The sequence below is a fragment of the Corynebacterium sp. sy039 genome, from assembly GCF_007904105.1.
In the GTDB taxonomy this organism is placed as follows: Bacteria; Actinomycetota; Actinomycetes; order Mycobacteriales; family Mycobacteriaceae; genus Corynebacterium.
Window position 1 is genome coordinate 919,558 of record NZ_CP042325.1, and the last position, 21,317, is coordinate 940,874.

19 protein-coding genes are annotated in these 21,317 nt (G+C 46.7%); 8 read left to right on the forward strand and 11 right to left on the reverse strand.

What is annotated here, in order from left to right; genetic code table 11:
- Window positions 1–53: 53 nt before the first annotated feature.
- Complete coding sequence (locus FQV43_RS04180) at window positions 54–1,790, reverse strand: DNA methyltransferase (protein ID WP_146339054.1); 1,737 nt, start codon at window positions 1,788–1,790, stop codon at window positions 54–56.
- A gap of 322 nt (window positions 1,791–2,112) precedes the next feature.
- Here FQV43_RS04180 and FQV43_RS04185 point away from each other — a divergent pair, with 322 nt between their 5' ends.
- Complete coding sequence (locus FQV43_RS04185; protein ID WP_146339056.1) at window positions 2,113–4,407, forward strand: Eco57I restriction-modification methylase domain-containing protein; 2,295 nt, start codon at window positions 2,113–2,115, stop codon at window positions 4,405–4,407.
- A 368-nt stretch (window positions 4,408–4,775) separates the two neighbouring features.
- Here the strand turns inward: FQV43_RS04185 and FQV43_RS04190 are convergent, their stop codons facing one another.
- The 6 genes from FQV43_RS04190 to FQV43_RS04215 form a co-directional block, all read right to left on the reverse strand.
- Window positions 4,776–4,976, reverse strand: a complete 201-nt coding sequence (locus tag FQV43_RS04190) for a hypothetical protein (RefSeq protein WP_146338224.1) — start codon at window positions 4,974–4,976, stop codon at window positions 4,776–4,778.
- A 167-nt stretch (window positions 4,977–5,143) separates the two neighbouring features.
- Window positions 5,144–5,782, reverse strand: a complete 639-nt coding sequence (locus tag FQV43_RS04195) for an IS1 family transposase (RefSeq protein ID WP_146339058.1) — start codon at window positions 5,780–5,782, stop codon at window positions 5,144–5,146.
- Between the two features lie 509 nt (window positions 5,783–6,291).
- Window positions 6,292–7,416, reverse strand: coding sequence for a hypothetical protein (locus FQV43_RS04200; RefSeq protein WP_146339060.1), 1,125 nt, complete (start codon window positions 7,414–7,416; stop codon window positions 6,292–6,294).
- A gap of 137 nt (window positions 7,417–7,553) precedes the next feature.
- On the reverse strand, window positions 7,554–9,398 hold the full coding sequence (locus FQV43_RS04205; RefSeq protein WP_146339062.1) for an AAA family ATPase: 1,845 nt from the start codon (window positions 9,396–9,398) through the stop codon (window positions 7,554–7,556).
- Complete coding sequence (locus FQV43_RS04210; RefSeq protein ID WP_146339064.1) at window positions 9,395–9,841, reverse strand: ABC-three component system middle component 2; 447 nt, start codon at window positions 9,839–9,841, stop codon at window positions 9,395–9,397. The genes FQV43_RS04205 and FQV43_RS04210 overlap by 4 nt, the downstream gene beginning before the upstream one ends.
- On the reverse strand, window positions 9,834–10,688 hold the full coding sequence (locus tag FQV43_RS04215; protein ID WP_146339066.1) for an ABC-three component system protein: 855 nt from the start codon (window positions 10,686–10,688) through the stop codon (window positions 9,834–9,836). The genes FQV43_RS04210 and FQV43_RS04215 overlap by 8 nt, the downstream gene beginning before the upstream one ends.
- 852 nt (window positions 10,689–11,540) lie before the next feature.
- Between FQV43_RS04215 and FQV43_RS04220 the strand changes: the two genes are divergently transcribed.
- From FQV43_RS04220 to FQV43_RS10115, 6 genes are all read left to right on the forward strand, one after another.
- Window positions 11,541–12,140: a sigma-70 family RNA polymerase sigma factor gene (locus tag FQV43_RS04220; RefSeq protein WP_146339069.1), complete on the forward strand. Its 600-nt coding sequence runs from the start codon at window positions 11,541–11,543 to the stop codon at window positions 12,138–12,140.
- 63 nt (window positions 12,141–12,203) lie between these two features.
- Window positions 12,204–12,449, forward strand: coding sequence for a hypothetical protein (locus FQV43_RS04225; RefSeq protein WP_146339071.1), 246 nt, complete (start codon window positions 12,204–12,206; stop codon window positions 12,447–12,449).
- 63 nt (window positions 12,450–12,512) lie between these two features.
- Window positions 12,513–12,905 carry a hypothetical protein gene (locus FQV43_RS04230; RefSeq protein WP_246846966.1) on the forward strand — a complete coding sequence of 131 codons (393 nt, stop codon included), beginning with the start codon at window positions 12,513–12,515 and terminating at the stop codon, window positions 12,903–12,905.
- Window positions 12,906–13,394: a DUF2800 domain-containing protein gene (locus FQV43_RS04235; RefSeq protein ID WP_146339073.1), complete on the forward strand. Its 489-nt coding sequence runs from the start codon at window positions 12,906–12,908 to the stop codon at window positions 13,392–13,394.
- Between the two features lie 14 nt (window positions 13,395–13,408).
- On the forward strand, window positions 13,409–13,954 hold the full coding sequence (locus FQV43_RS04240; RefSeq protein ID WP_146339075.1) for a DUF2815 family protein: 546 nt from the start codon (window positions 13,409–13,411) through the stop codon (window positions 13,952–13,954).
- A 17-nt stretch (window positions 13,955–13,971) separates the two neighbouring features.
- On the forward strand, window positions 13,972–14,130 hold the full coding sequence (locus FQV43_RS10115) for a hypothetical protein (RefSeq protein WP_168195042.1): 159 nt from the start codon (window positions 13,972–13,974) through the stop codon (window positions 14,128–14,130).
- A 1,001-nt stretch (window positions 14,131–15,131) separates the two neighbouring features.
- Here FQV43_RS10115 and FQV43_RS04245 read toward each other — a convergent pair.
- A complete protein-coding gene (locus FQV43_RS04245; protein ID WP_146339077.1) occupies window positions 15,132–16,100 on the reverse strand; it encodes a macro domain-containing protein in 969 nt (322 codons plus the stop codon).
- Window positions 16,101–16,467: 367 nt separating this feature from the next.
- On the opposite strand from FQV43_RS04245, the gene FQV43_RS04250 reads away from it, so the two are divergent.
- On the forward strand, window positions 16,468–17,427 hold the full coding sequence (locus tag FQV43_RS04250) for an Abi family protein (RefSeq protein ID WP_146339079.1): 960 nt from the start codon (window positions 16,468–16,470) through the stop codon (window positions 17,425–17,427).
- A gap of 6 nt (window positions 17,428–17,433) precedes the next feature.
- On the opposite strand, the gene FQV43_RS04255 is transcribed toward FQV43_RS04250, so the two are convergent.
- The 3 genes from FQV43_RS04255 to FQV43_RS04265 are packed head-to-tail and all read right to left on the reverse strand — an operon-like array spanning window position 17,434 to window position 21,255.
- Window positions 17,434–18,342 carry an alcohol dehydrogenase catalytic domain-containing protein gene (locus FQV43_RS04255; RefSeq protein ID WP_146339081.1) on the reverse strand — a complete coding sequence of 303 codons (909 nt, stop codon included), beginning with the start codon at window positions 18,340–18,342 and terminating at the stop codon, window positions 17,434–17,436.
- A 17-nt stretch (window positions 18,343–18,359) separates the two neighbouring features.
- Window positions 18,360–20,585, reverse strand: coding sequence for a hypothetical protein (locus tag FQV43_RS04260; RefSeq protein ID WP_146339083.1), 2,226 nt, complete (start codon window positions 20,583–20,585; stop codon window positions 18,360–18,362).
- The gene (locus tag FQV43_RS04265) at window positions 20,578–21,255 is read right to left on the reverse strand and encodes an ABC transporter ATP-binding protein (protein WP_146339085.1); all 678 of its coding nucleotides are present in this window, start codon (window positions 21,253–21,255) and stop codon (window positions 20,578–20,580) included. The genes FQV43_RS04260 and FQV43_RS04265 overlap by 8 nt, the downstream gene beginning before the upstream one ends.
- Window positions 21,256–21,317 lie beyond the last annotated feature (62 nt).

Below are 21,317 nucleotides of genomic sequence, written 5' to 3' on the forward strand. Positions count from 1 at the left end.
ATGACGAACACAGCTTGGTTGTTTATAGCGGGTTGGTCTAAGACAAATGGATTTTATTTATCATATTCATCGTAGAGCTTGAATAGATGTTCAACTATATATTGTTCTCGGATTGTGGCATCTAGTTTTTGTGGAATGTTAAGACCATAGGCTTTTTCTACTGCTAGGTCTAGTTCTTTGTGAGCATTCATGAGTTCTGGGTAAAGGAAATCATTATCTGGGTCATACATATCAGCTAGGGTTGCGCCGTTGTATAGACCGCGTGCGTCAAGAATTTTTTGCGCGAGTGATGCGATTTTCTTTTCGGTTTTCTCGTCTGTTTCTGGCCAGATGAAATTATTGTAAACAACGCCTCCGGAGTAGCGATAATCATTTTTCAAGCGGCCGCATATTTGTCTTATCCATGAATTATGCAGAGAAGAAAGTAATATCCCTAAGTGGTACAATGTGGCATCAGCGATTAAAAGAGAAGAATCAGAACAGAGAGTATGTGGAGAAACAAAATCCATAGGTATATATTTTCGACGTGTAGCTGATACCCTTGGGATGATAATTGAGTCTCCGTTCGGCATATTCTCCACATGGAAACGGGTTGGTTTATCAGCAATTTTCTGAGTTGGTGTGCTAGTGCTTGCTAGACGATAATCGCGTACTGCTCGAACTCGTTCGAGAGCTAAAGGCATATTCTTAAAATCTGCTGGTGTTGCTTCACCTAGCCACAGTACCCAGCGCTCTATTCCTTGAATTAACTCTCGAGCGCCCATCCATTGGTGGAAAAATTTTTCTGCATAGGGTTCTTGAGCTAAAAACTCAGCTTTTTCTTCTGAAGTGAAAAGATAATGACCACCATCTATCGGTTTGTTACCAATTCCTATTTTGGGGACATCGCAGAGCGGTTTCTTCCTATCCCACACAAAAATCATGGGTGCGTCAGCGAGGTAAGCATTGAGCTGTGTGGGATATTTAAGTTCAGGTTCCGAGTCTGGAGTGGGGTAATGGAACAGCTGTACTGTGTCATTGTGTTTAGAGAATCCTACGATGACGCAGAAGACGTGTGCTTGTTCAGTGGCTTCATTTGTCCAACGGAATGTGTTGTGAGCGAAGTTGATTCTAAAACCTAACTCAAAAATTGGGCTCCAGATATTAGCTACTTGCTCGCCTTGAACAATGGAATTGGTGGATACGAAAGCAGTGCGTACAGGGTAGTCTTGCATGAAATTAGCTGCTTGGATATACCATCCAGCTACATAATCAATGTTTCCCACATTTTTCGTCCCTTTGGGGAAAATATCTTTGATTTCTTGCTTTTGCTCCTTTGTCTGGTTTCGAGCACCAAGGAAGGGAGGGTTTCCGATAATGTAATCACAGATGGCGGGATCAATGAAAGTTGACCAGTCGGTTGTTAGTGCATTGGCATGATGGATATGTGCAGAATCGCGCAAAGGTAAATCTTCAATATTTCGAGTGATGATAATTTCTGCTTCTATATTCGCTTGAAGTTGAGCGATCCACAATGCAGTGGAAGCAACAGAAACAGCAAAGTCATTAATTTCTATGCCATAAAATTGATCCAGAGATACTTTGAGAGGAGTCGCGTCTACGTCGTCAAAGCTTAGAGATATTTGATTATTATCTAAGACTGAGAGGATTTTATTTTCGAGTCGTCGTAAGCAGATATAAGTTTCTGTCAAGAAGTTTCCTGAACCGCACGCAGGGTCGGATAAGTTGGCATGATGGATACATAAGGGGCAACCTATACTGCCATGAAAAGTGGTTGGAACTTCAAAGATTTCTTAGGTTTGGAGTTGTGCTGAACAAAAAGCTAGTGCCGCGAACTTGCACCCTCTAATGCTGGAATCGTAGAGGCCTGGTGCCGTTTGGGTGAATGAACCACTCCTGATTTCACGCGCAATTATCGAACTTGAATTCTCGACTTGCGTTCATGCACAAAGAGTGATAATCTGTTTAATTTGATAATGGAATTTCCTCTTGCTTTAATTGTTACTACCGAAGAATTAAAGCTTTTTCACGGTGGTTCGAGCTCCACGATTCTTGATAATAATCAAGCAACTAGGTGTAATGAGACGTTACTACTAAATAGGAAGAAAGATTTTGACTGCTCCACATCTACTGACGATTGCTCGTATATACCAGGCAACTTTGAAATCGCCAAGCTTGGATGAAGCGTTTCAAAGCTGGCTCAAAGATGTTGAAAACGTGCGAGGATCTCTCGAACGCAAGAAAAAAATGTCTCAATCTCAGCTCGAATGTTTACTGCCAGGGGAGAGTATTACAGATGTAAATAGATTCGTTTTTTCTATTGAGTCTTACATGTGCCTACATGCATTAGAAGTGATCGAAAATGTTGATAATCGTATCACCTTTTCAGGTGAAGTCGAGTCGATAATTATTCACGCGAGGAATAAGAGGAAGCTTTTTCTTTCTGCTTGTCCAGAAAGCTTGCAAGAAATATCATTAATGGCTAAAGAATTCTACAATTCAAGAGAGCGAAGCTTCAGAAGTCCTATATTTGATGAATTTCAAGAAATGCGGATGTCTTTGCTTCCACGAGAAATAAGACATTCAATTGGGGCGTTTTACACCCCTATTTGGCTTGCAAATCATGTATTGAAAGAGTCTGGTTATGACTGCCATAATGAAGACTTTTGGAAAAAAACGTTATTAGATCCCAGTGCAGGATCCGGTGTTTTTCTGATGGCTGCAGCAGATCAATTACGTTATGCAGTCCAAGAACAAATAATCACTGAAAAAATAGCAGTAGATACCATCCTTCAATGTTTCTTTGCAATTGAAGTAGAGCTTGTACCTTGTATGCAAATTATCGCAAACATATGTCTTGCACTTGAAGTTTTCATAAGGAAAACAAGTAATAAATTAATATGCCTGAATAATAACGTGATTAATGCAGATGCATTAGGAAAGATTGAATCAATTCAACCCGTAGATATGGTAGTAGGAAATCCTCCTTGGGTTAACTGGGAGTACATGCCCGATCAATTTCGAAAAAAACATGCAAACCGATGGATTGAACTGGGTATTTTTGAAAGAGAAGGAAAGCAGCTAGCTTTTTCAAAAGAGGATATTTCCGCCCTCTTTGTTGCGCATTCAGTAGATAGATATTTGAAACCTCAAGGATTGCTTTCGTTTATTGTTCCAGAATCGCTTCTGAAATCAACGAAGAATCACTCTGGATTCCGAAAGTTTTCAGTTGGAATTTTCCCACAGCCTTACAGAATTGATTTAGTAGAAGATTTTGTTGATGTAAAACCTTTTGAAGGGGTGGCAAATAGGACAATCGTTATATATGGATCAAATGGTAAAGAAACCGAGTATCCCCTTCCATATCGAATCTGGAAGAAAATAAGCCATAAATCTCGCAGTTGTATCTCTAACGATTATCCAATTGATGGCGTCAGAAAAGACCTGATGGCACAGCCCTCAAACATTCAGGATCTAACTTCTGCATGGTCGACTGGTACACGCGAACAGCTGAATATATTCCGTCAACTCGAAGGTACTAATTCCTATCGAGGTCGAACAGGTCTATTTACCGGTGGAGCCAATGCCGTGTTCCATCTGTCTGCCAAATCTCCAGCGGTAGCGAACTCAATCCATGTTGAAAACATTACAGAGCGAGCTAAACGGACAGCTCCTCAAATCACCGCTGAATTGGAAACTGAGTTCATTTACCCTTTTCTACGTGGACGAGACTTAAGGCAATGGTCTTCAGAGGTTGAAGTATTGACCTTGCTTCCACATACTACACTTACAAGGATGCAACCAGTATCTGAAGAAACAATGCATAATGTAGCACCAAAAACCTTAAAATATCTGAATAGTTTTCGCGGTGTCCTTGATGAACGGCGTGGTTTTTCATCTTGGGAGAAACCATTTTTGGAAATTGGTTTCTATGCATGCCAGCGAGTGGGTGACTACACATTTAGTGATTGGAAGGTTAGTTGGAAATATATTTCGAAAAATTTTACTACTGATATTATAGGACCTGTTAGTGTTTTTGGATTAGACACTAAGCCTGTCATTCCTAATGAGAAAATTATGTTTGTTTCTTGCGAGTCCAAGGATGAGGCTTTTTACCTTGGAGGGATATTTGCAAGTGCGCTTATTCGAACACAAGTCGAAAGTCGAATGGTATCTACGCAAGTATCTCCGGGAATAATCGCTGGCTTAAACATCCCTCTTTTTGATAAAACAAATACATTGCATTTAACAATTTCAGATTTATGTTCAGCAGCTTATGACTACGCTAATCACGGCATTTATCCTTCCGAGCTTCTAATGGAACTTGAAGTTGAAGTAGGAAAACTTTGGAATATACCGGAAACTGTAGCTTTAGACATCAATTCGGGTAATCAACTAAATCTATGAATTTTATTGTAAGCTCTAAATCTATACTCATGAAGGGGTGCTCATAAGGTGCTGTGTTCTACCAAAATTGACATAGACTAACAATAAACCCCCTCACCTGCACGAACAGTGATTGAACGAGAAACAATTACCGCAACTGCCCAAGAGTTGCCGAAACCTAATAATATGATTGGTGCTAAAAGGAGGGCATTAAACCCCAACGGTGGGTTGGCGCAGGCACTGTATTGATACTCAATGCTTTAGGCATTCCCTTTTTTCGCATACCTATGATTGCTTCTATAACGTTGTGTAGTTACCACGTATCACAACCATTTATCCCAGCAAGGATTCCTGCACATTAACCAGCTTTGTTTATGGCGTTTTACGTGCTACATCATGCCTGTAATGGTTCGTCGTGTTAGATCATCCATTGGTGGGATATGCTCACTATTCATAGAGCAACGATGAACTGTGTATGTGGATTGGCGTAGAATATCCAGCGTTTCACGTTCTGTGTTGTTGTCGATCCATTCCATCCATGATAGATAGCGGTGTAGGTTCTTGGAGGCGACACTGCTAAAACGCCTCATAAACCGTTTGGTTTTAGAGTGCAGTGCGTTGATTGGCGCAAGTTTGCCGCGGTCATCTTTAGAATGATAAGCCCTGTGGGTAGCACCAAGTTCTTCTAGCGCTGAAACATAGCCTGAACCTTTGTCCGTGATAACAGTGCAACCAGACGTAACAATGTCACCAAGGGCTAGGCGGGCGGTATTTTAGAAATACTACTGTATCCAGCAATTTGATGGAAAATACTTCCCGTAGATGTCACGCCCATAACCACACAAACCAACAACCTTGACTGACTTTTCCCCTTCCTTAACCCGCCGCGCTTTTTAGCTTTAACACCATCAGGCACAGCTGCCCCCTTATAGTTAATAGGGAAAAACGTTTCATCGATATAAGCTAAGTTTCCCCTGTTCACCGTAACTTTTTTAGCATTTTTCTCAACCAGCTCAAGAACACGGTGCCGCATAAAGAAAGCAGTGGCAACAGCAACCCCGCAGCGTTCGGCACTACGACGAACACTTACACCGTCGATAAAACATTCAGCGAACTTCCTCCATGTCTCTAAAGACAGTTTGGAGGTTTTGAGAACTTTGTTTGTGGAGTGTCCAAAGGTGCGCTGGCACCCTTTACACAAATAGCGTTGCCCGCCCTTTGATGTGCCTTTGCGCACAACGGAATCACACTCGCAGCGTGGACATTGTGACAGAATCTCACCATACTCTGGCTCGTGAAACAACTGCTCCAGCTGTTCAATCAAGTGTTGTCGTTCTTCTGGTGTGACTGTGGAAATTATCTCTTTGACTTGGTTAATGATGTCTGTGGTTGTCATGTCTTAAATTGTAAAAACCTCCCCCGACATGAAGAACGGGGTGTTCGTTGTTATGTTCGATGTCAATTTTGGTAGAACACAGCACTCATAAGGGGGAGCGCAGGCTTGGAGAGGCAGGGGTTGTGCTTTCTTCTGAGGGTATGATGGTTAATGCTTACAACAATACGTTGGCCGAAAATGTCAACTGCCCGAATAAGAATGAGCTCACTTATGGTAGTAGCTGGGGGTTTGTTGTAGAGATCCCTAAGTTTGAATTGGAGAGTAAATAAAACGAGAGTAGGTTTCGTTTCATCAAGGGTAAGATTATTGCTGCCAGGTTGAGACGTAGAGGAGGGATTTCAGTGAAATCACTCTGTGCAAGGGATAATTGAAACTTAGTATTTGCTTTGGCGCAAATCGTGGGATACTTCAAAGTGATTCGTTGAAAATCCTCTAGTGTTAGCTTCTCTGTCGGTAAAGGAATTTGCGCCTAAATCCACCTCTAGAAATAATCTCCATACATCCCAATTTTACCTTGCTTCTAACTTTACGTCTGCCCATCCAGCTCGTATTGCATCAGGGTGAAAAGTATCTGAGGGTTGATTATGAAAATTAATCTCGTGGGATGCATATCGTTCATGCATGAATTTAGCGTTTGATGGCGAGTAGTATTTTGGATCGTAGTTAATAGATTCAACCTTGCATAGTCCTAAGCGATGTAGCCCGAGAAATGTCTTATATGCAGAATTGTGCTGAATAAACATATCGAAATTTTCTAGCATTGGGTATATTGTGCCATTAGGATTTTCTGCGTACCCAATTCCATCGATAATTCCCCACATCTCGGGGGCCGCTTCATTGGATTCACGGAACAAGTCTAATTGGCTTCTGATAGCTGCATTTGTTTTTGTTTTATCTACCCCAAACTGACCTGGATCTGATGATTGAACCAAGGCCATGATCATAATTGCAATTTCCCCTTTTACATTAGGGACAAGGATGTCAACACTAAACGATTCATCTCTCGAATGTGGTACCTGTGTAAAAGTAGTAGGTGATATATTTGGGTCATGAGATCCCATGGGATTCCCAGCTTTGTCTTTAGGAATCGTTTCCAGTCCCGCTTTATTGACCAGTAAAGCTATTTCTGCTTCAGCACCATGTCCTCGACGCTTAGCTTCGTTTTGTTGAGCGTCTTTAGGGTAGAGCCAAAGGGATGCAACTTTAGCCTGATCTTGCTTAGTTTGATTAAGAAATAGAATGATAGCATCAATAACTTTTTTTCGATTAAGATAGTTTGCTACAATTCTTGCAATTTCCCTTTTGCGATTATCAGTCCCTTTGCTCATCATTCTTATCAAAGTTTTCGTAGAGTGCTTGAGCATGTTGTCTGGATTGCATCCACATATGGTTTTTGTCCCATCTTCGGGATCTAATGATCGGCTAAAAACATAACTTAAGTCTAAATATAGTCTCTTATCGCTTAGTGAGCCGATTACTCGAAGTGTCTCTAATAGCTCAGGGCACTTAAATAACCATTCGGCTACTTTTGTCACGGAAACCTCTTCTTTATTGTCAATCATTTCACTAAGCTGATCCAATGATTGAAAGGCTTTCGGACTTCCTGCTAGCGGCATCTCATCCTGAGACGCCACATGATACCAGTACTCTTTTTGTGGGGTCCCACACGAGCCGATTGAGAGAGGTGCATCAAAAGTGTTCATTTGTTCATGATGACACAACAGATCTCTTATTGCTGAGCAGCGACACGAGTTTGTACTTGGTGAGAATCTTAGTTGACAGGATGTGTCTTCAACAGACCTGCGCGATCAGCCCCTTCGTCAATTGCACCAAACCTGAGCTCCATAGTGTCTGGCGCAGCGAAATCACTGGTCGGAGTTACCTCAGTGTTGTTCAAGATAATGAGCTGACTTTGTTCTCCGGAGTCAATCATGTGGTCGAAGAGGTTACGCAGTAGCCCCATGGCGGGGCGGCCGGTGTGTTCTTCTCGGCGGGTGACGAGGTTGTCGCCGCTCTTCTGATGTTCGAGCCCCAGGGTCGGAGTATCAAGCACGAATATCCCTGGCTTGTGTTCAGCGTGCTCTGCAAAATATCGTCGTAACGCTAGGAAAACCACTGTGTTGAAGAATGCGCGGTACCCCTTTCCATGTGACCTCTTGGATTTATTTCGCACCACCACATCAAGTGTCTCAGGATCAAAACTGGCAGAGCCTGCATCCTCAAATTGCACCTCTCTGAGGATGTCACGAATGTATTCAGTCATCGAGGTAAAGAAGCTGCTTGCGATGCTCGATGCTGGATCAAAGGTTGAGCTGTATTCTTTGGGACTCCGAACCTCATCAAGCTTGTCACGCATTTCCAAGTATTTTGTTTCAAGGTATGCCAACTCGGCCTGCAACCGTTCGAATTCCTGCACCCCGTTGATGTCGCTTTGCAGCGATTGGATGGCGGGCAGGACTGCATTGCTGAGGTGATCTTCGAGCCTTCGCTGCCTGTCTTTGAGCCCTTCTAGTTGACCTCGCAAAACTTCGATACGAGCGTTATTCCGAGCCTGCACTTCGCCCAGAATAGCCAGTTCATTAATGGTACTCGCGGCTTCTTCCTGCACCGGGCCCGAGTATTCCTCATACTTCTCTGCAGAGAGTTCGTTTTCACAGAATGGGCAGTTAGTTGGGAAGTCAATTTCTTCAGTCGCGGCCTCAGCAGCAGAGACTAGACCTAACCGCGACAAGTTGCCAACATAGATTGACTGCAACTCACCATACTTCACATGCATCATGTGGTGACGTTCCAGCTCAAGATCAGTTTCACGGATAGCAGACATCACGACTGACAGGTCATTCCGTGTTTGATCCTGTCGCCGGACTAGATCGCCTAGCTCAGCTTGGATTTTCTCTTGCTTACTTTGAATTGTTTCAGCGTCCAGATCTTCCAGCTCGTGATGGATTTGTGTCCGACGTTCATCAAGCTTGAGAAGCTGAGAATCTAAGTAAGGAGTCAGCACCTCTTTTGTCCGTTTTTGCTCTGCTGGATCGGGAACCTTCTTAACCAAGGCGAAGTCAGCGTCGTCGAAAAGAACGGCAAGAGCAGATAGGGTCTCGTATTTGTCCTCTTGAAAAATCGACTGTTCAGCAGTGATTTGTGATTCATTGCGGTATAAAGTCCCAGAAAAAGAACGCCAGCTCATCTTTTTCTTGTTGCCATACTGGTTGGTAACGATGTCGACCGGCTGCTTTATTCCGATGAGGTAAAGAAGAATATCTGAAACTGTGAAGTCATCAGGTCGCTTGTCCGTGTTTGCCACAGGGTAGGTGTCTGTGAAGATGCCAAGCGATTGCGCGCCTGACACATCCATTTTTGAGGTGCCCATTTTTCGCTTGAACGTAATCTCGCGTTCACCAGCCTGCACCACCATTTGAATGTGTGTGTAACCGGTTTCTTCGGGAATCGGACGTGTTGCTCCAACAAGCATGTACTCGATTGAGCGAGCAAGGTAGGTCTTGCCGGTGTCTGATGCTCCGTGAATGATGTTGAAGCCCGGTTTGAAGTTAACGGTTGAGGTCTCTACATCTTCACCTGAAAAGGTGATGGATTTGATCCAGAAGCTGGTCGTCATGAGAGGTCTCCTTGGATGTCCATTCTAGTTATGAAATTGAAAACTTGGTCATACGTGTGGGTATCTATGTAGGCAAGCACTGCCGAAAGTTGATGCTCATACTGATCCCGGTAGTAGGTTTCGATCTGCTCAAGGAAACGTTCTCCCTGGTGCGCGAGTGAATAACGGAGCTGCCGCGCCTCAACCTTTGGGGTAAGCAACCCATGAAGTACGGCGAATTTAATGCCTTGCTTCATATGATGAGTGCGGGCAGCCAGCTCTATCGATGGCTTCTCAACATCTCCGTGCAGGTTTAGGTCACCGAGCCCGTAGTGCTGCGCGTGGGTAGCAAGCAGGTCGATAGCAGTGATGACTTTTTCTTCGCGCGTTTGGCTTGACCTAGCGGCCAGAATAATTGCGGCCCTGGTGGCCATTGCTAGAGGCGTGTTGTAGATACTATGCATCGTCTACCCACCTCAGTTTGTTGTCGTTAACAAGCATGTGGGTAGTTCCCTGCCTTTGCTGATTCGAAAATAGGCCCTGCGTGTTGGTGATGTGGGATTGGCTTAGTTGGGCCATGCTTGCTTGTTCGAGTGTGGCCTGCATTCGATCAAAGTCTGAATCGTATCGGCGGCGATGAGTGGGGCGCAGCGCAGCGTACATATCATCCTTGATGCGTGTAAACTCGGCTTCTCCATCAAGGCTCGCGCGAATAAGGGTCATGCGTAGGGATTCGGCGAAGTAATAGCACTCCCTGGCGAAATCGAAGTCATCAAGCTCATCGCCACCGGCATTGCGCAGTTCGCTGAGTACAGGTTTGAGTTGTCGCTTTGTGCACAAAACCTGGATGAGTTGACGAGTGTACTCAGCTTCCTCACGCTCCACCTGCTCAGGAACCGATCGCTCAACCAGTGGAATTGTGTAATCACCGAGATGCAGGGTTCGGCCAATGACTTTGATCTGATCCGGGCCAAGATCGCTAATGCGTGGCTTGGCTGCCATCGGTTTTGCTAATTCTTCAGCAGTGGCATTAATGAGCTGTGGATCCCACTCTCTGTCATTTATCGGCTTCCCCGACGACTGATTTGTTAGACCTGTGAATAGAAGATCACACAAAACTTCGCTTTCGCTGCCATGTGTGACTGGGTAACCGTTGTGTTCAAGGATCGCGTGATAGTTTCCAATCGGCTGAGTGCTTAGATGCCGATCTAGGAAATCCAGACAGCGTTCTTGATCAAAATTCCGCAGCCAGAACTGGGCACATGCTTGCGGAATCTGGCGTTTAGCACCCGTGAACCATTTCTGCCGCAAGTCTCGGTCATTCTTCTGCTGCTTTTTGGTGCGGGTGGAAGGGTCTGCTGTGTTCTACCAAGATTGACATATAGATTTTACCTATAAAATATATAGATATTTTCCTGGTGTTTTACCGATTAGAGAGTGCGTCACCTCCGTCAACAACGTGAAAAAGAGGACACTTTATGCCAGTTTGCGTCCCTGTCTGTGCAGGTGAGGGGGTTCTTGTTAGTCTATGTCAATTTTGGTAGAACACAGCAGGAAGGGTCTGGCGGGTAGAGCTTGTTCTTTCCTGGGCCTTGGAGCTCTCTCTTGATAGTCATGTCCGAGAGCTGAAGCAGAAACTGGCCGCCGCCGTCCTGGTCTGTATCGCAGCAATTTCGGATGAGTTGGAAGAGGTCGCTGAGCTGCATGTGCTTGGCTTACCTCTCTTTCTTGTCCGCCGATGTCCGCTATCTGTCCGCGCTTGTCCGCTGCTCTCTCGTCTTGGTCTGGTTTCTGCCGCAAACTCAAAGTAGTTCAAGTTTTCAGGCGCTCAGATTCAATTTTACTTCGATTTTACTTCGCATAAACACACGAGTGTGGGACTTGCAAAACTTGAGCCGCGGTCAAGTATCAGAGGCCTATGATGCCGAACCGCTGAGCTGCAGTTATCCCTGTTCGCTTGCCTCGATCATCTGGTTGAGGACCTACTTCTAATTCAATACAGGAGACTTCTCGTCGGGCCCGGCGGGTACTCGCACCACTACCAGTCTTGCGCTGGTGGCGGTGCGGGTGCCCGCCTTCATTTTTACCCGGCGAGCTCCTGAACACAAAGGCCTAGCGCAGCAGTCTCCGTGACGCCACTTCGGTGGAGAAACGGAGGCCACGGTGAATAACCACCTTCAGAACAACAACGAAAACCCAGCACCATACTCAGTACGAGTCAAAGCTAGCCACACCCAGATCTACGTGCCATCAATCATCAAGCAAAGTATACAGCAATACGCCTGGATCGAGCTAGTCGATCCGCCCGAAGGTAAACTGCTCGATCTGCTTTACGACCCCTGCTGCATCGCCGACTGGAAGATCGACTACCTGCAACAGGCCTATGAGGAGTTCCGTGATGCTGAGAACGAACGCAAGCGCGGCGGCACCCTCTCATACAGCAACCTCAGCGTGGAGCTGCCCGCACAGACCGGGCTCTACACCACAGTCGCTCTTGAAACCGAAGAACAAGCCGACGCTCGCCTCACTTTGGCTGGTCTTCTAGCTGAGCTCAGACCAGAGCATCGCCGCCACTTCCACCTGCACTTTATAGACAAATACACCTTCGTCGAGATTGCACGGCTAGAAAACCCAGACGCCGACAAGGCAGATATCGACAAACGTGCCAACAGTATCGGCCGGGCGGTAAAGCGCAACTTTGAGAAGCTGCAAAAAAATTCTCAAACCGATTGTCCGGTTCCAGCCCCTCCCACGGGCGGATAGATGCAAAGGCCACTACGGCCACAGCACAAACAGTCCGATCAATTTGAAGTTTTAGGAGGAGCGATGTCAAAGCATCGACTCAAGGTTTCCCTCACTAAGGAACCGGAACGAGACGCCCTGGTCTCAACTAAGCGCATCAGCATCAGTGAACGATTCCTGCGGTTCCTGCTGGGCAACAAGCACGAAGTCACCGTTCTGGTGCCAGGTAACCAGGTCAGCACTTTGGAAATTGTACGGCCTGACGATGACCTGATGGCGTTAGCTGATGCGGTAATGCTTCACCCCGCAGGTAAGAAACAGGAGGCCTAAACCATGAACATCACTGTTTTGAACCAGCTGATCGCTGCCAATAATGACGAGCTGGAAGCCCGCGTGAAGTTTGGCAAGGCTCTTGAGGAGTTTGCTTGGACGCTGATTGAAGATCACGCAGGAATGCCAGGGGCGCGACCGATCGCCGCGGCAGAACTCTACCGCCCAGATTTGGTAGCTGAAGCAGAGGCCTACGAGGCAGCTGAAGCCCAAAATGCACAGGAACAAATCGAAGCTTCCGCATCAGCGGCACCTGCGGCTGAACCGGCAAGCGAGCCAGCAACCACACCTGAGGTAACACTGGTGGAGCTGCGCACCCTGCTATCTGAACTCTCGCAGGCTGGTCTAACTGAGGATGTTAGGGCTTTGCTGGCTGAGTTTGGGTTCGACAAGCTCTCTGCTGTTCCTGAAGACCAGTACGCGGCGCTTTATGCGCGGGCGAAGGAGCTGAAATAAATGGCGCCTGCAGCACACGCAACACTATCCGCCTCAGGTGCCCACCGGTGGATCAACTGCACTCCATCAGCCCTGATCGAAGCAGCAATCCGAGCCGAACACGGCGATGCTTCATCACCTGCCGCAGAGCAAGGAACCATCGCCCACGCCCTAGTGGAGTGGAAGATCCGCCGCCTGGACCACCGGCTACGAGACGGTGCTGGCGAAAAGCCAGTTAGCCCGCTCATTGATGAGGAAATGGAAGATCACACCAGTGACTACGCCACCTTCATTCTGGAACGAGCCACACAAGCCAAAGCCGAAGATCCATCCTTCGTACTGGCTGTGGAGCAGCGACTGGGTAAGAAGCGCTTCACCGAACTTCTTGGCCATCTGGTCCATAAGCCAGCTGGCAAACCTGCACTGGTGCCCGTAACTGACAAACGGCCAGCCCTCACTTTGAGGGATCCAGCCACCGAATTTACAACTATCAACCAGGCGAAAGCCTAGAAAGAAGGACAATCATGTCTGCAACTACTCGTGTTATCACCGGCGTTGTTCGCCTCTCGTACTGCAATATTTGGGAGTCAAAGTCCATCAATGGCTCTGACCCTAAGTACTCAGTGTCCATTCTCATCCCTAAGAGCGACACCGCCACTATTACAGCTATTGAGAAGGCTGTTGAAGCAGCTCTTGCTGCTGGTACTGGCAAGTTCGGTGGCAAGATCCCACCGCGCGGAGCGCTCAAGCTGCCACTGCGTGATGGGGATACCGAGCGTGAAGATGAAGCCTACGCAGGCCACTTCTTCGTCAATGCCAACTCCAAGAACCCACCACAGGTTGTGGACGGAACCCTAGCGCCTGTCTTGGGTCGCGCGGAGGTCTATTCCGGCTGCTACGCACGCGTCAGCATCGAGCTCTATGCCTTTAACACTAATGGCAATAAGGGTGTGGCAGTAGGGCTTGGGAACATCCAGAAGATTCGTGACGGTGAACCACTGGGTGGTGGGAACATCAGTGCCGAGTCCGATTTCGGAGCCTTCACCGCAACCGACGATTTTCTAGCTTAAGAAAGGAGCACAAAACCATGGATACGGGAGTTTACTTGGCCATCGTCGCCGCCTTCTATCCGCTGCTATTCGGCTGGTTCCTCGGTCAAATTTCAGTCTGGGTAACCGAATGGTGGCTGGATCGCAAGCGCGCCAAGCGACTAAAAGAAGCAATTTACCACCTAGCTAAGGAATGACCCTTAGCAGCCGACGGGTGGGAGCAGTCACCACTGTTGGTGGGGCTGCTCCCACCCTTCTCTTTTTTATTAAAACGATTTATGGTGGAACCATTGAAGTAAATGGAACCACCCGGACAATCACGGCTTTTTATGAGCCACAATCAACCTTGTCTTAGTGCATAAACCGCTTCAGAATATGAACCCCAGCTCATAATCAGCGAGTTGGCTGAGTGAAAAGATAACCCACTTAGTCTGAATAAGCACAAAGTTTGCCGGGGCGCTTGGCACGCACAGATCAGCAGTCGTGAATATCAGGGCACATTTCCTTTCTTCGTCCGCGCCTGGGTATAACAAAACACCCGCACCGCCGCAGGCGGGGGTGCAGGCAGGAGATGTTGAGTATATAAAGCTTGGTTAGCTGCGGGCTTTGAGCAGGCGTCTCATTATGTTGTCTGCGAAGTGCGTGCTTGATAGTCGGTGAGGCTGTTTGGTTTCACGATGTCGAAAATTCGTGTCACAGCCTATGTGCCTGTTTACTAAAGCTCTGACTCATTGCTACAAAAGGCACATTATACTCCGATGATGGGGTGTTTGCTGATCGGGTCAAAATTGCTGATTGCTTCCTTATATTGGATAAGGCGAGCAAAAATCTGGGCATAGCCTTAATCAAGCGTGGAGTGACGAAGTTGCTTGCAATCGTGATCTTCAGTCACTCTCATATGTCACGGTAAATCTCGTCCGCGCTGAGCAGGTTGCCGTTGCGTTGCACCGACGCTAGATAAGCGTTTGGTTAGGAATGTGGTTTCTCGACAGGTCACATTGCCAGGGTCGCAGGTTTACGGGTTTTGGGGTGGCGATTTTCAGCATGTGGGCTTCTGTCCCAGCAGTGACCCTGTCCACTGTTGGGGCGGTTTTCGTATTTGTACGTACCCGCAGTTCGCCACGGTTCGTGTTGTCTTTTGCCATAGGTTACGTCGTCTCTTCAAAACGTGTTCCTCTTGGAGGTGACGGACTATATGTTAGTTTCTGAGGTGAGGGGGCTTGGGTGGAGCAGGAAATAAAATGTCTCCGATGCTGAATTTTCCGTCTTCGTCGTAATATTCGGCGTATGCAATCGGTGCAAGTTTCAACCCAGTAGCAACAGCCAGTAATCCTTGGAACCATACCACATACTCACGGTCATTGTCTTTCTTAGCGAGAATTGGCACCTCTTCGAGGATGATATCGGCAGCTTCATCTGGAGTTGTTGCGGCGGTGATGTATCCGCTACCTACCCGTGAGCCAGCAGTCATGGGATATGCCAGCACAGGAGCATCCGACTCGGGAACATATTCACTTTCGCTAAAAGGCCAAGGCTCAAAATACTCTTGTGACGTGATCTGCATACGCCAATGCAATCCAGTTGGCCCCATCCCAGGGTAGATGCGTACACCTTCATAGCCGCGTTGGTGAAGGACACCTACACCTTGGAGAAGACGTAGCCACGTCAACCGCCCAAGTCGATACTCCAGACTGGAACGGATTCGTTCATCCGTCGTGACTATTCTGATCTCTTTGACTCGGGTGGTCGCGGTGGACAGCGTATCTGCTGCCACGTTGATCTCATCGTCTAGTAGCCATTCGTATGAGTCTGTGTTAATCAATGGAAAAGCGATAGATTTAACACCAAGCTCATCTGCTACAGCTAAACAATTCCGATAACTGGATTCCAGCAAACTACGGTCTATTTTCCCAGACTGATAATTTGAGCCTGGAGTGTGAATCACGAATCGGGCGGACAGATTAAAACCGTGCGTCCAACCAGCTTTGCCGGGCTCTAGCCCGTTGGGGAATCGGGCTATACATTCTTCGAGCAGGTCGTGACCTGCTGCCTGATGGATAGCACTATCAACACTGCAACCATCACACGCCTGAGTGTTTGCAGCATTCACGATTGCGTCTACTTCCTGGGTGGTGATATCCCCCTGAACCGCCTTCAAGATTGTCATGTCATACATTCTCCCACATATTGACATCAACAGGGATGTTTTTCTGAGGTAATACCTTGTATGCGCGCGACAGGCTCTAGGCTAACTATGCAAAGATTTCACGGCCCTACGAGGTTTTCAGTGTGCTCGTGTAGCGAAACAACTGCTGAACTCCTGATTAGGGTAGTGTTAAACTTACGAAAAGCAGTGGAATACACCTACACGGGGGTGTTTTATGCTGTTTTCGTGGGGGTATGAATCGATAGTAATAGTTGGATTTAAGCTTTGATGTGATTCTGTGCTACTGTCATCGTAATCGTTCAGCCCGCCCCAACTTTTTGGTTGGGAGTGGGCTGGATCTTTTTCTATAGTTGCAAGGAAGTCTTGAATGTCGAAGGCGGTTAAACCGGCAACCACAATTGTGCAGCAGATCACTTTACTCCGTGACCGGGGTATGGAAGTCGATCGAGATTTAGCTGAGCAATGGTTAGCTAATGTGAGTTACTATCGACTGTCTGCATACTGGTTTCCAGCACGTAAAATTGCGGAATCGGGTGAACGTCTTGACAGTTTCAAGGATGGCATTTCTTTTGCAGATGCTGTTGCGCTTTATGAAGCTGATCGTAAATTGAGAACATTGATCCATGACGGACTTGAGCGTATAGAAGTTACTATGCGTACTAGAGTGGGGGAACAGCTTTGCGTTGTTAATCCCATTTTTTACATGGATTCCGGCAATTTTCGCCCTAATTTCAAGCATGAACGCTGGTTGAGTATCGTACAAAAGCGTATCAAACGAGCTGCGAAACGTAATGAGTCTATCAAACATTATCAAGACAAGTATGGTGCTAATTTTCCATTCTGGGTTCTTGCTGAAGTATTAGATTTTGCTGATATTTCTCGGATGTTTGATGGCATGTTTGCGTCTGATCAGCGTGCTATTGCTGAAGACTTGGGCATACATATTGATTTGGATATATTGTCAGTGAACCAACGACAGAAGGCTAAGAGTAGCCCTCCACTTGCTCGCTGGCTTGAACAGTTAACCATTATTCGTAACTCTTGTGCACACCATAGTCGCTTATGGAATAAATCCTTCACGCCGGCACCGACAGCGGCTTTTAGAACCATAGACGCCTTCGCTGCTTTACCTATTGGTCAGAGTGAGCGAATTTTTGGTGCTATTACTGTGATGTCATACTTGCTGAATGAGACATCACCGGGGACAACATGGCCTGAAAAAGTAACGGATCTCTTGAATCGTGATTTCTTATCGAATCCGATAGTGGAGAAAAATAGTCTAGGGATACCCGATGATTGGAACGGAACTTTCCGATCCTTCATGTGAATCGTGCTACATCCGCAGCAAAATCTTTCCGGGTGTGTGCATTGTCATGCTGGCTTTGAGGGCCTGTTGTACGTCGTCGAAAGCATAATCGGCGGCTATGCGCACCGTGAGTGCGCCTTGGAGCGCATACTCCACGGTGCGCTCAAGCTCATCCTCGGGGTGGCTCAGACCAGGAATTCCGGCGTCGTGAGAATACTGAGTACCCCATACCGTGACAGTGCGCATATCTGGATGCACACTGAGCAGCGCACATGTAGCCTCCGCAGGTTCTTGCCCACCGACGGCGTCCGCCACAGCAGTGGGCTGCGCAATAGCCCGAACATCAGCAATCAGGTTGGGGCCGTACTCAACGGGTATTACCCCTAGCGAGCGCAGAAAATCATGGTTTCTGGCAGATGCGGAACCTATCACCGTCGCACCCTGTGCAATGGCGATTTGCGCAGCAGCTGACCCAACGCTTCCGGCCGCGCCATGAATAAGGAACACATCGTCGGCGGTAATTCCAAGCTGGTGGATGATGGAGTATCCCGCAACTGCTGAGGACGGCAAACCTGCGGCCTGGTCAATCGGTAAACCAGGCGGGAGTGCTACGACGTATCGGGAGTTCACCAGTTGGCGTTCCCTATAACTTCCGGCACGGCTACCGACGATAACTTTTTGCCCTGGTCGGAGATGCTGTACGGATGTGCCAACCTTCTCCACGGTGCCAACACTGGCCCAGCCGGGAACCCCAGGGAAAGGGTGGGGATCCTGGTGCCTGAAAGCCCCAGCAATCATTTTCCAGTCGATAGGATTCACACCAATGACTTCATTGCGCACAATAAGCTCATCGACGCCGGGCTGTGGCAGGCTCTCCTCTTCAATCCGAAGAACCTCGGGGCCACCGTATTCGTAGTAGGCGATTCTGCGGCTCATTTTCCCTCTTTCTTGCACTAATCGCGGCGTAAATCATTAACTTCAGGGTTGGCACGCACAGCTCGCATAGCGATCAGAATATAGAGCGACCCTAAAATACAGGTGATTGATAACGCAATGTTTAATGGTTCTGTATAAGATGACCAACTCATTGAATCGCTTATATCAAGGATATGCACCATAGCTGTATCAGCTACGATAGCAACGATCGCTCCTAGGAGAACTGACGCTAACAGAGGTATGAAGGAATAGAGGATCCATACCCATCGTTGTTGCCATGCACTTACACCGACAAGCCCTAAAGTAGCTACAAGGTTCCTTCTATGAGACGCTGTACTTGCAGCAGCTACAAAGGCAAAAATGGCACACGTTATCACAGTCCACCAGGATACCACACGATAGAGAGAAGCAACTTGATCTGCACTGTATATACGCGCTGCTTTGGCTAACGACGGTGAGTAAATGGGAGCTAATGGTTCAGCAGCGTGTATAGCCTCAATCAGCCCTGGTGTTTCTTTTTCCCACGCAAGATACCAAGTGCTATCAGGTGGTGCTGCAGAAGGGTTACTATTGACTATTTTAGAAATACTGCGGACAAGATTGGGAACCACTAATTGTATGGAAGATTTGTCAATAGTTCCGTCTTTATCGCACGCAATTTTTATTCCAGAATAAGAAGCAAACTTATCACATTCTGTATAAACGTTTCCTTCTTTGTCTTGAGCTAAAAGAAGAGCGTCATATCCAGCTGCAGTGCTTGTTTCTTGATCGTTTGATTGCTTTGTGACGTTATTATTTAGGGAATCGTTGTTATTTAAGGACTCAATAAGCGATTGAGGTTGTGTTGTTTGAGTTAAAACTATATTGCTGCGTTGTTCATCGGATACATTTCCTGTTTGCTCATATGTTATTAACTGCCCTATGAGGGCGGCAGTTAGTGCAGCGGCTAGCACAGCTAGTCCAACAGAGGCAGGTCCTCGAGCGGATTCAGTAGATTCTTCTTCTAGGCGTGCCCCTGCAAGGAGAGGTACGAGGGTACCAGTACGCCGTAGTAGTTTTCCGCTGGAAGAAATGATAAAGGAAAGCATGTGGCGGAAGAATAAAATGCAGATTGCTAATCCAGCCAAACCAAGGAATAGAGTAGCTGCCCGCAAAGAGTGCCGATAGTAGCTGGCTATGGCTATGACGCACAACCCTAGAAAAAACATGAAAGGCGACCATTTAGCGTTACTGTTTTTACGCTGAGTTTTTCGCATAGCGTACACAGTGTTTGCAATGATCATGGCAGCTCCCGCAATAATGACTGGTGCACGTAACACATGGAAGTCATGATTAAACCACTGTGCTTCTGCGGGTAGAGTTGCATTAAGAATGGGGGATGCAATAAATGCCGTAACAGCACCCAGTACCCAACCAAGGGTTGTCATTACACCAATTTCGGTGGCAGATATGATTGATGCTGTTCGTTGTGATAAACCTGCCGAAATCATGGAAGCTAAGACTTTTTTACGGCGCCTTGCCACGATAGAACTAGCAGTTGCCGCCGCTAAAAGACAGGGCAAAGCCGCTACAAGAGCACAGGTGAGTAACAGACCATGAACAGAGGAGTCAATGGTGTGATCGCTTGGTATTTGCGATGTTGCAATTGTTTTGCCCTGCCAGCCAAATCCATGAGCGCGATATTCCCCTCCTGAACTAGCAAAATTTTCAAGAGCTAATTTATTTGAGTTAGTATTTCTGATTTCCTCAGGAGTAACGCCTCTCCAGGCTACAAGTTCATGCGGATTGCGTAGCCCTTCTTCAGAGATAATTCCCTGCGTGGTAGAGGCTGCGGAGGTGTCACTGTGCGAACTTTCAACTACATTTCTTTCTTCCAAGGCAGGAGATATGAATAGTTCCCCTGGTTTAGGTAATCGTTCTAGCCCCGGAGGTGGTGGTACAGCATCCAGTTCACTATTTCCAGAAGCGACGAGGAATTCTGTGTAGGGTTCTCCATCTATAAGGAGAAAACGAGTGTCTGTGAGGACATAGGGTTCTGATTCTGAACTACTAAAGTCATACCGTGGCTGCCGATCCAGATCCCTTATGCCGCGTTCTGTGACAGTGCCAGGTAGAGCCATAGCTATGACAAGGAACATTGAGGCTACTGCAATAGAAAAAATTGCAATGACATGGGACCATGAGCGTCCCCGAAAAGCAATTGTTGCCCCTAGGCTTATGGCTCTGAAGATTGGTTTACTCATAAATTTTCCCACGTTCAATATGTAAAACTCTGTTCATTTTTTCTGCTAAGACACGATCATGTGTGACCGTAATGAGGGCTGTTTTACGTTCTTCAACGCGAGAAAATAAAAGATTGGACACTATATCTGCGGTATCTCTATCAAGCGCGCCAGTTGGTTCATCTGCTAACAGTAGTGGTGGATTACGCAATAAGGCACGAGCAATTGCTGTGCGTTGCTGCTGCCCACCGGATACTTCATGAGGTTTGCGAGAAGCTGTTGCAGGAGAAATCTCCATCTCTGACAATAATTTCAGAGCATTATTCCTTGCTTGTGCTCTATTATCACCAATCAATAAAGAGGGAACCATGACATTTTCTAATAATGTTAGTTCGGGTATAAGTTCGGAGAACTGCATCACGAAACCGACGCTGTTAATGCGAAATTCTCTTTGTTCTTTAGAGGTGAAATTTTTGACAGATTTCCCATTAAAATAAATATCACCAGAATCTGGCTTTAGTAAACCTGCAATGGTATAGAGGAGAGTGGTTTTTCCCTCACCACTTCTCCCTAATATGGCCACTGTTTCCCCGGGCTTAACGTCGAAATTAAGATCAGTGAAAACAGACTCATTTCCTCGACTAACATTTAGATTACGAGCGCTTAGTAGAGGCTGTGTGTGATCATTCATGGAAAGTCTATTCTATTCTTCATTTCATGGTTTGTGCTCGATGTTTTTCTAAAGCGCTTGAC